The organism is Fluviicola taffensis DSM 16823, assembly GCF_000194605.1.
In the GTDB taxonomy this organism is placed as follows: domain Bacteria; phylum Bacteroidota; class Bacteroidia; order Flavobacteriales_D; family Crocinitomicaceae; genus Fluviicola; species Fluviicola taffensis.
Genome location: NC_015321.1, coordinates 933,671 through 946,315, shown reverse-complemented (window position 1 = coordinate 946,315; position 12,645 = coordinate 933,671). Strand labels below are relative to the sequence as shown.

Below are 12,645 nucleotides of genomic sequence, written 5' to 3'. Positions count from 1 at the left end.
AGATGAAGTACAAATGCCTTATAGTTGATGATGAAGCTCCTGCACATTTAGTGCTTCAGGCACATATTGGACGGACAGAACAATTGGAGATAATTGGAGATGTTTATGACGGGCAAGAAGCTTTGGAGTTTCTACGGAACAATCAGGTAGATGTTTTATTTCTAGATATCGAAATGCCACGACTTACTGGGTTGGAATTGTTGGAATGCATGCCTTATTCACCATCGGTTATTCTAACTACTGCTTATAGCAATTTCGGATTTGAAGCGTATCAAAATGGAGTAGTGGATTATTTGTTGAAGCCAATTTCTTATCCGCGATTTTTGAAAGCAATCAATAAAATTATCGACAGACCTTTACCTCGGAAAGAAGCCGATTTTTACCCGGAAATTGAGGTAAAGCATGAGGGCATTTTAAGAACAATCCAAACCCAAAATATTCTTTATATTGAAGCTGTAGGAAATTACATTCGTTTGTATTTAGCAACTGAAAAACCATTATTGATTACCCAAACTATGAAGTACATTTTATCTGTTCTTCCACCTCCTTATTTTATTCGAATCCACAAATCGTATATTGTTAAACGAGAAACAATCACTGAGTTCAAGAAAACAGAGGTACTGCTTTCCAATGGTACTGTTTTACCTGTTGGACGAAAATATTCGGTGCTCTTAGAGTAATTATTTCTTCTTTTGATATCAAATATACTTTGCGTTTCCCTCTGCGAAAATCTGCGCTATCTGCGTGAAATAATAAAAGCCCTCCACTGTGGCGAAAGGCTTCTGATTCTATCGGTTTTTAAATCAACCTATTTCTTAAACTCTTCCGAGTGTGTATAGCATTTTAGTATGAGCAGCAAGCGCTCCCCAAAACGATTTTCCAGTGTGATAAGGTAAATTGTATTCTGCTGCTGTTGCTTGAACAATTTTAGAAATTTTCGGATAATGAATGTGCGAAATCGACGGGAATAGGTGATGCTCTACTTGGAAATTCAATCCTCCAACAACGTATGAAATAACTGGGTTATTTGTAGCGAAATTCATAGTCGTACTCAGTTGATGAACCATGAAGCTATGCTCCAATTGATTGTCTGTAGGCATCGGATATTCATTTTCATCTGTTACGTGTGCCAATTGGAATACAACCGCCAAAGTTAAACCTGCTACAAAATGCATGACACAATAGCCTAAAACCCAATTCAAAAATGTCATTTCAGGAATTACGAAAAAAGGAATTAGCATATAACTGAAATAAACAAGCTTAGATAGAATAATAATGAATAGTTGTTTTCCTAAGGTTGTTCCTGCTGCCTGAACATGACCTTCTTTATTGTACCGAATTACTTGTTTAAAGTCTTTCACAGTACTCCACATTAAAGTCATTAATCCGTAGAAAAACCACGCATAGATAAATTGTAATTTGTGAATTGCTTTTTTATCTGAATAAGGCTCAAAACGCAAAACGCCAACAGGAGCAATATCTTCATCTAGCTCATGTACATTGGTGTATGTATGGTGAATAACGTTGTGTTGAGTTTTCCAATTTTGAGAGTTTCCAGCAAGGAAAGCCAAAGAGAAAAATCCTAATATTTTATTGAGTTTATCGTTTTTACTGTAGCTTCCGTGGTTTGCGTCGTGCATAACACTCATTCCAATACCAGCCATTCCGAATCCCATTAAAATGGCTAAAATAAGCCAGCTTAATTTAGAATCGAATACATTGAAAGTGATTAAGAGAAATGGAATTACATAGGCTGAAAACATCACGAAAGTCTTGATATATAACTTCCAATTTCCGTTTTTACTAATGTTATTGTCTTTGAAATAAGAATCAACTCGTTTTCTTAATTCTGATTGAAAATCTTTATTTGAGCTAGTATTAAATCTTACGTTTTTTGCCCCCATTGTGTTTTGTTATAAATTATATAACACAAAGGTGATCATCAATCGTGAATAAACATCACAAAAAGGGATATCACGCTTACTAAACGGATGAACGCCGTTTATCAGTTCTGTGCTTTTTAGGGTGCTTTAGTTGTTTTTAATCAACTAATTTTCGACTAACCTCCTGTTAACTTCTTGATTTCGTTCAACTTCATCAAAGCTTCAACCGGAGTCAAGGTATTGATATCAATCGAAATTAATTGATCGTGAATTTGTTCCAAAACAGGATCGTTTAGCTGAAAAAAGCTCAATTGCATGTCGTTTGAAGCTCCTGCTTGAATCACAACATCCTTCACATTTTTCATTTCACTAGAGCGGTGATTCAATTCCAGTTGCTCCAACATTAATTCTGCTCGTTGGATTACTTTGGTTGGCATTCCAGCTAGTTTTGCAACGTGAATACCAAAACTGTGCTCACTTCCCCCTTCAACTAACTTGCGTAAGAAGATGATTTTTTGCCCCACTTCTTTTACGCTTACATTGTAATTGTGAATGCGCGGAAATTGAACCGCCATTTCATTCAGTTCATGATAATGTGTTGCAAAAAGTGTTTTTCCTTTTGCTTGTGGGAATTCGTGAATGAATTCTGCAATGGCCCAAGCAATCGAAATTCCATCGTAAGTACTGGTTCCTCGTCCAATTTCATCCAATAAAATCAAACTGCGATCTGATAAATTGTTCAAAATACTAGATGTCTCGTTCATCTCTACCATGAAAGTAGATTCTCCGGAGGAAATATTGTCTGAAGCTCCAACACGTGTAAAGACCTTGTCTACAATTCCTAAAATGGCAGCATCTGCGGGGATAAAACTTCCCATTTGAGCCATAAGAACAATGAGCGCTGTTTGACGCAATAATGCACTTTTACCCGACATGTTTGGACCAGTAATCATGATGATTTGTTGTTCCTCTTTATCGAGATAAACGTCATTTGGAACATATTCTACACCTGCTTTCAACTGACCTTCAATAACAGGATGACGGCCATTTTTAATGTCGATGACATAGCTATCGTTGATGGTAGGTTTTGAGTAATTATTGCGAATAGCCAAATCTGCAAAACCTGTCAAGCAATCCAATTGTGCAATCAAGAAGGCATTTCGCTGAATAGCGCCCACGAAAGCGCTTAGTTTTTGCACCAATTCGAAATACAACTTGGCTTCAATGGCAGAGATTTTGTCTTCTGCGCCTAATATCTTGGTTTCGTATTCTTTTAATTCAGGTGTAATGTATCGTTCCGCGCTTACAAGTGTTTGTTTGCGAATCCACTCTTCCGGAACTTTGTCTTTGTGCGTATTTCGAACCTCCAAGTAATATCCGAAAACATTGTTGAAGGCAATTTTTAAACTTGGAATTCCTGTTTTTTCAGATTCACGCTCTTGCATCGCTTCCAAATAATCTTTCCCACTTTCAGAAATCGCACGCAGTTCATCTAGTTCCGAATGAACACCATTCGCAATAACTGGCCCTTTTCCCAACATTACTGCAGGATCTTTCAAGAGCATTCTCTCTACCAATTGAATAAACTCTTCGCAAGGTTCTAATCGTTGGGATAATTGCTGTAACAGATTACTCACACTGTGTGAGCAAGCATCTCTCAATGGCACCATGTGTTCTAAAATACGCGAGAGTACACGTAATTCTTTTGGATGAATTTTTCCAACGGCAACTTTTGAAATCAAGCGTTCCATATCGCCAATTTCATTTAGTTCATGTTCAATTTCAGCTCTCAGACTGTGCTTATCAGTTAGATCTGCTACTGCATCAATGCGTAAGTTGATTTGTTCTTCGTGCTTCAATGGCATTACAATCCAGCGTTTCAACAAACGATCACCCATGGGGGTTTTAGTTCCATTGATCACATTGAACAAGGTTTTTCCACCTTCGTTTAGGGGAGCAATTAATTCCAGATTGCGAATAGTGAAGCGGTCCAGCCACACATATTTTTCTTCTTCAATGCGCTGAATTTGGGTGATGTGCCCCAGTTTATCGTGCTGTGTTTCTCCTAAATAATGAAGAATTGCACCTGAAGCAATAATTCCGTATTCCAAATCATCGATTCCAAAACCTTTCATGGAATTGGTTTTAAAATGATTCGTCAATCGTTCTTTTCCAAAATCCGGAGTAAAAATCCAATCGTCTAATCGGAAGGTGTAGTATTTGGTTCCAAATAATTCTTGGAAAAGGGAATGCTTGTTTTTTTGATAGATGATTTCACTTGGTTCAAAACCTTGAATCAGCTTCGTGATATATTCGGTATTTCCTTGAGCGGTAAAAAACTCACCAGTTGTTACGTCTAAAAAGGCAATTCCGTGAATTTCTTTTCCAAAATGAATTGCTCCTAAAAAATTGTTGTGATGACCATCTAGAATTTTATCACTAAACGCAATTCCTGGGGTTACCAATTCGGTTACTCCGCGCTTGACAATTGTTTTGGTCATTTTTGGATCTTCCAGCTGATCACAAATCGCCACACGATGACCTGCGCGAACTAGTTTGGGTAAATAGGTGTCCAATGAATGATGTGGAAATCCCGCAAGTTCAATTTCAGAGGGTGATCCCGCTCCGCGTTTTGTTAAAATAATTCCTAAGGTTTTTGAAGCTGTAATGGCATCTTCCCCGAATGTCTCATAAAAATCTCCAACACGGAAAAGCAATAAAGCTTGAGGATGTTTTGCTTTAATTTCGTTGTATTGCTTCATCAATGGCGTTTCCGCTGGACCTTTTTCTTTTTTCGACACGTGAATAAGTTTCGTTCGTGTCAAAAATACGAAGTGAAGCTTGAGTTTGTGGAATTTTACTGTTACGAGTTTTCAACATAAGTTTAAACCAGACAATGTATTCCTGATTTTTGAATATAATTACCTTTGTGTAATGAATCGTAAATTAAAATTGTGGGAACTGGATCGTGTAGATGAGCAAACGTTCAAAACGCAGGAGAAATTTCCACTTATCATTATTTTAAACGATATCCGCAGTCTGAATAATATTGGTTCTTTCTTTCGAACTGCTGATGCATTCAACATTGAGAAAGTGTATCTGTGCGGGATAACAGCTCAACCCCCACATCGTGAAATTCACAAAACAGCTTTGGGGGCAACTGAAACGATTGATTGGGAATACCGACAGGATATAAATGCTTTAGTTGCTGAATTGAAGGAAGAAGGAATTGCTGTTTGTAGCATAGAGCAAGCAGAGGAGACGGTCTTACTTCATGAGATTTCTACATTGAAAGATCAAAGATTCGCTTTGGTTTTCGGAAATGAGGTGGATGGAGTAGACCAATCAGTTATTGATTCATCAAATTACATCATTGAAATTCCCCAATTTGGAACCAAGCACAGTTTGAATGTTTCCGTCTGCGCAGGAATTGTTTTGTGGGAGTTTGCGAAAAGATATATTTCTTAGCAAATTGAAAAGATATATTTCTGCTTTTCAATTTTCCAATTCTCCATTTTCAATTAGAATTATTCTATAATCGGATTGTAAATTCCATAAGTAAACGGATTATCTCGTCTGTAAATCACTTCAAAGGATTGAATAATTATGGGTTTTTTATCTCTATTCCAGATATAGGTGTTAAAGGTTGGATTATCGAATTTTAGGTAATTCAAATCGATGAATTTGATGGATTGAATAAGCGTAACAGTACTATCTGATTTGTTTATATTCTTTTGAATCGCCTCACTGGCAGAAAATCTAATAATGGAATCACCATCTTGCACATTAAGAACTAAAATGGGGTTCAGAGACAAATCAGAAAGTTTTAATTTCACGATGACATCAATGATATCGGAAGGTCTTTTTACAAATTCGCTCAATGGTTTTGCATATCCTGGCCCCCATTCTTCATCTGTTTCGAATCGATAACCAGCATTTGACCATTTATTCGGGTTGTATCCGTTGAATTGATTTTTGTTTTTGGAAATGGTTGCAAGTGGTTTTTCAGTTGGTTTTCCTTTTCCAACAAGTAAAGTCGACGCAGAAAAATAGTTTCGCTGCCAAATAATTTGCGGATATTTTTCAAGAACAATTGCTCTGAATGTTGGAGACATAGAAGAGGTTGCGCCTAAACAAATTTGATCATGAGATTCAAACTTTTCGATAAGTAGTGAATCCAACTTTTTTTCATTGAATTCAGGAGAAGTAATGAATAAATAAGAGTTTGGAATGATTATTTCCCCTTTTTCTGAATAAAACCGTGTTTTTGGTTCATCTGAAAAAATAATAGTGAAGGTTTTAGGATATTCTTTAGTTGCATCATTCGCATCTACAATCAATTGCTTAAATGGAGTTTTATAAAAAACCGTGTAGTGTTTTCGTTGGAAAATAAGCGCGAAGCAGTTTAATGAAAGAATAGTAATTACGAGAACTAAATTCATTCGCTTGGATTGTTCTTTTGCCCAGCCAAACAAGAATAGAAGTAAGAACGGATAAGCAAAAATAAGTACAGAAGTTTGCAATACTGGCGCAATAGATGTTGAATAGAAATATCCAATAAAGTAAACGGTAAAGAATAATATTCCACAGAAAAGAATCGCTTTTGAATGTTTCCTTACTGGTCGTCCTGAAATACGTGTCCAAACAATGATTCCAATATAAACAGCGATTAGTATCGCCGAGAATTGGAAGATATAGTGCACGTAATTAGCCAAAAAATCGGGTCCAGGTTTTCCTAACCACCCAGCTAAGCCACCCATTTTAAGTTGAGCGAAGAGAATTGTAAAATGTGGGGAATAGAGAATAATTGCAACTAGACAAAGCAGCAGGTACTTCCATAAATAATCTTTGAATGTGTAGATAATTCCAAAGATTCCAATTAAGCCAGCAGTCAGCATGCTGAAATGGTGATTGTAAGCACATAATGCTGCAGCAATTGGAAACCAGATTAAATGTTTGCGTGCGTAATTTTTAAAGAAGACGATTTCTCCCCAATGATAAGCAAACAATAAGGTGAAGAAAAATCCGCTGGTGTATGGTCGTGCAATTTGACTGTACATAATGGGATACTGACTGCTTGCAATAATTGCTGCTACGATTAAACCAACAGTCAGATTCGACCAACGTTTTCCAATTTTGTAAGCCAAGTAAACGCCGCCAACTCCAGAAAGAATAAAAGGCAATTTTACAATCCACTCTGCGGTTCCAAATAATTTGGTCCAGTAAAAAAGGAAAACTTGAACAAATGCAGGGTGTCCATCTATTTTTACTCCTTTTGCGATTAATTCACTGAAGGAATCAAAACGCGTGCGAAGAAGTCCGCTAAGCTCATCGTGGGTGTAAGGAATAGAGAGTAAGTCATAACATCTAAGTATAATAGCCAAAAGAATGATTCCAATAATGATGAAATGTTCTTTTAGAAAATCTGAAATACTTCGTTTACTTGTGCCAATCACTGGAATGCTTTTAACAAAAATAACAAAGCTTGGGGATTTTAAGTTTGACAAGTGAATTTCAATAGTCGGACAAGCTTGAATTACCATTTTTTAGCGATGTCAATCTAAGAAACAATCGTTATTTTTGTGCCTTCGCTGAAGCTACTGCATAAGCGTTGCATCACTTTATTATTTGAATAATGATTGAAACTGATATAATAATTATAGGTGCTGGACCTGTAGGTCTTTTCACCGTTTTTGAAGCAGGTTTGCTTAAATTACATTGCCACTTAATTGATTCTTTACCTCAGCCTGGCGGACAATGTTCAGAAATTTATCCAAAAAAACCGATTTATGATATTCCTGGATTTCCGTCGGTTTTGGCTGGAGATTTAGTGGATAATTTGATGGAACAAGCTGCTCCGTTTAAACCAGGTTTTACATTGGGTGAAGCTGCAATGACCATTGATAAAACAGAAGACGGAAAATTCATCGTCACAACGGTTAAAGGGACGAAACATTTGGCTCCAATTGTCATGATTGCAGGTGGATTGGGTGTTTTCGAGCCACGTAAACCTCCTATTTCAAACTTAGCTGATTTTGAGGATAAAGGAATTGAATACATCATCAAAGATCCTGAGTTTTATCGTGGAAAACGTTGTGTAATTTCAGGAGGTGGCGATTCAGCATTGGATTGGTCAATCTTCTTGGTGGAAAAGAAAATAGCGAAAGAAGTTGTTTTGGTTCACCGAAGCGCATCTTTCCGCGGACATTTAGATTCTGTGCAAAAAGTAATCGACATGGCTGAATGTGGTCAGATCAAATTAATTACAGAAGCTGAGGTTGTTGGAGTAGAGGGAGAAGGTTCTTTGAAACAGGTGAAAATTCAACACAACACTCAAGGAGAAATTTTACAGGAAACAGATCATTTTATTCCTTTGTTTGGTCTAAAACCATCTTTGGGTCCAATTGCCGATTGGGGATTGGAAATTGAGAAAAATGCCATTAAAGTGAATACCTTGGATTATTCAACGAATATCCCAGGAATTTACGCAATCGGTGATGTGAATACGTATGAAAATAAGTTGAAACTCATTTTATGTGGGTTTCACGAAGGAACGTTGGCTGTTCAATCTGCATTTGCACGTATTCATCCAGATAAGAAAAATATCTTGAAGTATACAACGGTAAATGGAGTTCAGGGGTTTTAAAATTTAATTCTTCATTACTTGATTTTTGAAGCGGCAATCGAATGGTGGCTGCTTTTTTTTGTTAGCTCATTTTTACAGATTAAATTTAATGAAGAGTTTAATAATCTATCAGACCAAGTTTTCTTTCATTTTTTACTGATACAACACCAATTTATTGTAAGGAGAGTAAACGTCTTATTATTTAGAATGAATAAAAACAAGGAAATGGCGATCTTAAATTTTTTTTTTATAAGTTTGAAACTGACTAACTTAAATTACTAAACCGAGAATTAATTATATACCATATCCAAATCATTTCAAAAGAATATTTCAGGTTGGAGACACTCTTTAAATAAATGAAATTGCTTAAGAATTAAATTCTTTACAGCTTTAGTAAGTCGTTTTAGTTTTGTATTAAAAAAATGGAGATGCTGCAACATCCCCATTCTCCAAAGACGCTTCCCTCGCATTGCAGGGCAATGGATTAGCGCAACTTTGTTACTGCATCGCACTAATGCAGCCTTCAAAGTTAGTTGTTATTTTAATAGTGCTGGCGGTAACCGAAAAGCAAGTATGAGTAGGAAGGAAAAAACATGAAAAAGTTAAATAATCTTGAAGTTTTCAAAATCAATCAATTAAATGATGTAACTGGGGGAGCATGGAAAACTAACGAAACAAGTTCTATGACTGGGGGTCAAGTTCAAACTGACACTTATTACATTTTAAAGAAAAATAATGAAACAGGTAATGACATTACAAACGAACCTAGTCATTACGATTATAATGTAGGTTAATTAGGTCTAAAGAGAGGTACATTTAATGTACCTCTCTTATTATCTCCAAATCAATGAAATATTTTAAAATAATAGTAATATTTTTTAGTTTTTTAATTTCCACAAAAGCATTCAGTCAATTAAATTATAGTTTTTACTATACATGTATTGACTCTGCAGAATTTTATCGATCACAGGGCAAAATAGATTCCACGAATTTATACTATCAAAAAGCATTCAGTGCATCTGTAGGATTTGATACGGATTATTCAAGTGCGATTTATCCATATTACTTAGAACATAAAATCTTGGATACTTTGTTAATTGCGCAAACTTTTTCTATTGGTGAAAGAAAAAAGGAAATTTTTGCCTTGTGCAAAAGAAGAAATATTCCCTTCTCCAAAAAACAACTCCGAAAAATTTATCGAGATCATAAGTTGAAACCAATTTTAAAACCAAAAATATTTAAATGGATGTTATTTCGGGATCAAATTGCTAGACGTTATTTTCCGAAAAAAGTGGATTATGTGGATAGCAAGAATGCAAAGATTTTAATCCGTTTTATGCACGATAGATCTGATTATTTTGATCGTAATAATCTAAGTATCAAAAACTATGGGCAATTGGAAATATTATTAATTCATGCTGGATGGAATAACCTAAGTTCTGAATTCAACACCATTCAAACTATGATAAAAGAAGGTAAATTGAATCGAATGGTTGGAGCTGCAATTGTAGAACGAGCTGCAATTTCCAAAGGTTATCTGTTCAAAATTGATTCTGAAGGTCATATCTTGGGATTAGACAATCAAAAACAACAACTTTGTAATTTTTATTATCCTAATATTTATTTTAATTATGGTCTAAAATATGATAGAAAAAACAAACAAGTTTTACTTCCCCCTTTTCATCCAAATTTGTCTGAAAAAGAAGTAGATTCATTGAGACAATTTTTATTTCTTTCCCCCTTAAACATGCTACAAAAGCAACAACAATATCGATTTTTGACTAGTGAAGAGTTTTGCAATTTTAAAAATGAATAATGGTACTTATTTTCAGTATTGAAAACGATCCATCAACAACGGCTGTTATTAATTGGTTGATGTATTTGAATAAAAAATTTATTCGATTAAACCCTGAGGATAAACTTCTTCTACAAACATTTGAAATACTTAATTCCAACAATATTTATTGGGAAGCAAAAGTCGGTGAGAATGTAATTAAATATTCTGAAATTTCAAGTGTCTGGTATCGAAGAGGTGGACTTAAAATTTTCGACTTTGGAATCGAAAGGAATTCTAATTTTCAATATGAGAATTATCTGGAAAATGAAATTGAAACAATAGAAAAAGCTATTAAGCATTCATTAATGAAAAAAATAGTTGTTGGGAATTTTGTTGGCGTAATAAATAAATTAATAGTTCTGATTGAAGCGCAAAAAACAGGTCTTTCCATTCCAAATACATCTATTGTTACTAAAAAAAGTGACCTAAAGGAATTTAGACAGTCAAAAGACCTTATCAGCAAACCGATTTTCGAAATTATGCCAATTGAAAACATAAATAAAACATCTTTTTATTCTGCTTTTACCGCTTTATTGAACGAAAATGACGTTTCAGAGTCTTTTTTTTACACTCTTGTTCAAGAACAAATTGTAAAAAAATTTGAAATAAGATCTGTTTATCATGGTGACATTTTCTATTCTTCCGCCATAATTAGTCAAAACAATGTACAAACTTCATTGGATTTTAGACATTATGACAAAACTAAGCCAAACCGTATTTTACCATTTACCTTACCTATTGAAATAGAAAATAAACTTCGTTTACTAATGAGAAAACTAGGATTAAATTCAGGATCATTCGACTTAATCTATTCTGAAAATGAATAAATTTGCTTTCTACCAACAACCAGACACGATGGACTGCGGTCAAATATGCCTTCGGATGATTGCGAAGCATTTCTTTGGAAAAATTAAATGGTCTAGTTATTGTAGTTGAAGTTTTCTTGTATAATACGAAATCATGTTTTCAAACGTTAAAAAGAAAAGCATTGGTTATAAAAGAAATCTGCAACAGCAGATTCGTAAAGACTTAAAATCATTCAATATGAAAATCAGTATCGCAATCGCATTAGTAATCAGCACGAGTTATTTGTCAACGGCTCAAACTCTCGGAAAAGCACTTTCACGAGGAAAAGAATTGACTACTTCTTCTACATCCAAAGGTTCTTTAACCAATGACGAAGTAGTAAGTGGTTTGCGTGAAGCATTAACAACTGGAGCGAAATCAGCAGCTAGTTCTGCAAGTTTATTGGACGGTTTTTATAAGAATCAGAAGATTTTTATTCCTTGGCCTCCAGAGGCAAATGAAATGAAAAGTAAATTGGTTTCCTTGGGGATGCAAACCCAAATCACAAAATTTGAAGAATCGGTGAATCGTGCGGCTGAGGAAGCTGCGAAAAGTGCCTATGATATTTTTGCTTCAGCAGTAACTGGAATGTCGGTTGGAGATGGTTTTGCAATCTTGAATGGAAGTGACACTGCAGCGACTCATTATTTGCGAGATAAAACTACACCTCAGTTAACGGAGAAATTTAAGCCAATTGTTAAGGCAGCAATGGATAAAGTGAAGGTAACCGAATATTGGAATCCTTTGGTGACGAAATACAATAAAATTCCTTTGGTTAAGAAACAAAATCCGGATTTGGAAGCTTATGTCACAGCAAAAGCAATCAATGGATTGATGTTGTTAATCAGTGAACAAGAAGCGAAAATCCGTAAGGATCCAGCTGCGCAAGTAACTGCTTTGCTTCAAAAAGTATTTGGAAAACGCTAAAAAGTAGTTAAACACCTTGGGAATGAATATTCTTTCGGGCATATTGAGTAATTTTGTAAAGCGATCAATTTGGTCGCTTTATTCCATTTATATGAAGAAAGGTTTAAATAGTTCAAACGAGATCTCTAAATTGAACTTTTAAACTTCTTTGAACACTTTTAGAATATGAAAAGTATTACAGTTACAGAATTGAAATCGTGGAAAGATGCAAACGAAGATTTCCAATTAATTGATGTTCGCGAATCGTATGAAAATGACATTTGTACCTTGAATGGTATTTTAATTCCAATGAACGAGGTTCCTGCGGAATTCAGACAAATTGATAAAGACAAAAAAGTAGTTGTTCATTGTCGTTCTGGAAAGAGAAGCGCAAACGTTATCCAGTTTTTGGAACAAGAACACGGTTATACGAATTTGTACAATCTAGAAGGTGGAATTTTAGCTTGGATTGAAGAAGTTGATCCTTCGATTGAAGCATACTAATAAAGTTAAAGAGTTCTAAAGTTGAAACTTTGAACCTTTTCAAC

The 12,645-nt window shown here is 35.1% G+C and carries 12 protein-coding genes; 9 read left to right on the top strand and 3 right to left on the bottom strand.

Annotated elements, in window-relative coordinates; genetic code table 11:
- The first annotated feature begins 2 nt into the window (after nt 1-2).
- A complete protein-coding gene (locus FLUTA_RS04180; RefSeq protein WP_013685607.1) occupies nt 3-680 on the top strand; it encodes a LytR/AlgR family response regulator transcription factor in 678 nt (225 codons plus the stop codon).
- Between the two features lie 135 nt (nt 681-815).
- On the opposite strand, the gene FLUTA_RS04175 is transcribed toward FLUTA_RS04180, so the two are convergent.
- Together FLUTA_RS04175 and mutS are read right to left on the bottom strand one after the other, a co-directional pair.
- Nucleotides 816-1,904 (bottom strand): fatty acid desaturase family protein, encoded by a 1,089-nt coding sequence (locus tag FLUTA_RS04175; protein WP_013685606.1) that lies wholly within the window; start codon nt 1,902-1,904, stop codon nt 816-818.
- A 155-nt stretch (nt 1,905-2,059) separates the two neighbouring features.
- Nucleotides 2,060-4,684 (bottom strand): DNA mismatch repair protein MutS, encoded by a 2,625-nt coding sequence (mutS, locus tag FLUTA_RS04170; RefSeq protein ID WP_013685605.1) that lies wholly within the window; start codon nt 4,682-4,684, stop codon nt 2,060-2,062.
- Nucleotides 4,685-4,817: 133 nt separating this feature from the next.
- Here mutS and FLUTA_RS04165 point away from each other — a divergent pair, with 133 nt between their 5' ends.
- Complete coding sequence (locus tag FLUTA_RS04165) at nt 4,818-5,351, top strand: RNA methyltransferase (protein ID WP_013685604.1); 534 nt, start codon at nt 4,818-4,820, stop codon at nt 5,349-5,351.
- A 59-nt stretch (nt 5,352-5,410) separates the two neighbouring features.
- Here FLUTA_RS04165 and FLUTA_RS04160 read toward each other — a convergent pair whose 3' ends face one another.
- Nucleotides 5,411-7,426 (bottom strand): glycosyltransferase family 39 protein, encoded by a 2,016-nt coding sequence (locus FLUTA_RS04160; protein WP_013685603.1) that lies wholly within the window; start codon nt 7,424-7,426, stop codon nt 5,411-5,413.
- 92 nt (nt 7,427-7,518) lie between these two features.
- On the opposite strand from FLUTA_RS04160, the gene FLUTA_RS04155 reads away from it, so the two are divergent.
- The 7 genes from FLUTA_RS04155 to FLUTA_RS04130 all read left to right on the top strand — a co-directional run bounded on the left by FLUTA_RS04155 (nt 7,519) and on the right by FLUTA_RS04130 (nt 12,601).
- Nucleotides 7,519-8,529 (top strand): NAD(P)/FAD-dependent oxidoreductase, encoded by a 1,011-nt coding sequence (locus tag FLUTA_RS04155; RefSeq protein WP_013685602.1) that lies wholly within the window; start codon nt 7,519-7,521, stop codon nt 8,527-8,529.
- A gap of 572 nt (nt 8,530-9,101) precedes the next feature.
- Entirely contained in the window at nt 9,102-9,302 is a 201-nt protein-coding gene (locus FLUTA_RS04150; RefSeq protein ID WP_013685601.1) for a hypothetical protein, read from the top strand.
- A gap of 53 nt (nt 9,303-9,355) precedes the next feature.
- The gene (locus FLUTA_RS04145; protein ID WP_013685600.1) at nt 9,356-10,324 is read left to right on the top strand and encodes a hypothetical protein; all 969 of its coding nucleotides are present in this window, start codon (nt 9,356-9,358) and stop codon (nt 10,322-10,324) included.
- Nucleotides 10,324-11,172: an ATP-grasp domain-containing protein gene (locus FLUTA_RS04140; protein ID WP_013685599.1), complete on the top strand. Its 849-nt coding sequence runs from the start codon at nt 10,324-10,326 to the stop codon at nt 11,170-11,172. Before FLUTA_RS04145 ends, FLUTA_RS04140 begins: the two co-directional genes overlap by 1 nt.
- Nucleotides 11,165-11,281, top strand: a complete 117-nt coding sequence (locus tag FLUTA_RS22015; RefSeq protein WP_148235387.1) for a cysteine peptidase family C39 domain-containing protein — start codon at nt 11,165-11,167, stop codon at nt 11,279-11,281. The genes FLUTA_RS04140 and FLUTA_RS22015 overlap by 8 nt, the downstream gene beginning before the upstream one ends.
- Before the next feature lie 108 nt (nt 11,282-11,389).
- Nucleotides 11,390-12,118, top strand: coding sequence for a DUF4197 domain-containing protein (locus FLUTA_RS04135; protein ID WP_043024068.1), 729 nt, complete (start codon nt 11,390-11,392; stop codon nt 12,116-12,118).
- Nucleotides 12,119-12,283: 165 nt separating this feature from the next.
- Entirely contained in the window at nt 12,284-12,601 is a 318-nt protein-coding gene (locus FLUTA_RS04130) for a rhodanese-like domain-containing protein (RefSeq protein WP_013685597.1), read from the top strand.
- Nucleotides 12,602-12,645 lie beyond the last annotated feature (44 nt).

What these genes read in the sequence shown, in the direction of transcription:
- FLUTA_RS04165 (WP_013685604.1), top strand. Translation starts at nt 4,818, where the DNA reads ATGAATCGTAAATTAAAATTGTGGGAACTGGATCGTGTAGATGAGCAA.
- FLUTA_RS04145 (WP_013685600.1), top strand. Translation starts at nt 9,356, where the DNA reads ATGAAATATTTTAAAATAATAGTAATATTTTTTAGTTTTTTAATTTCC.
- FLUTA_RS04155 (WP_013685602.1), top strand. Translation starts at nt 7,519, where the DNA reads ATGATTGAAACTGATATAATAATTATAGGTGCTGGACCTGTAGGTCTT.
- FLUTA_RS04180 (WP_013685607.1), top strand. Translation starts at nt 3, where the DNA reads ATGAAGTACAAATGCCTTATAGTTGATGATGAAGCTCCTGCACATTTA.
- FLUTA_RS04150 (WP_013685601.1), top strand. Translation starts at nt 9,102, where the DNA reads ATGAAAAAGTTAAATAATCTTGAAGTTTTCAAAATCAATCAATTAAAT.
- FLUTA_RS04135 (WP_043024068.1), top strand. Translation starts at nt 11,390, where the DNA reads ATGAAAATCAGTATCGCAATCGCATTAGTAATCAGCACGAGTTATTTG.
- FLUTA_RS04175 (WP_013685606.1), bottom strand. Translation starts at nt 1,904, where the DNA reads ATGGGGGCAAAAAACGTAAGATTTAATACTAGCTCAAATAAAGATTTT.
- FLUTA_RS04160 (WP_013685603.1), bottom strand. Translation starts at nt 7,426, where the DNA reads ATGGTAATTCAAGCTTGTCCGACTATTGAAATTCACTTGTCAAACTTA.
- FLUTA_RS22015 (WP_148235387.1), top strand. Translation starts at nt 11,165, where the DNA reads ATGAATAAATTTGCTTTCTACCAACAACCAGACACGATGGACTGCGGT.
- FLUTA_RS04140 (WP_013685599.1), top strand. Translation starts at nt 10,324, where the DNA reads ATGGTACTTATTTTCAGTATTGAAAACGATCCATCAACAACGGCTGTT.
- FLUTA_RS04130 (WP_013685597.1), top strand. Translation starts at nt 12,284, where the DNA reads ATGAAAAGTATTACAGTTACAGAATTGAAATCGTGGAAAGATGCAAAC.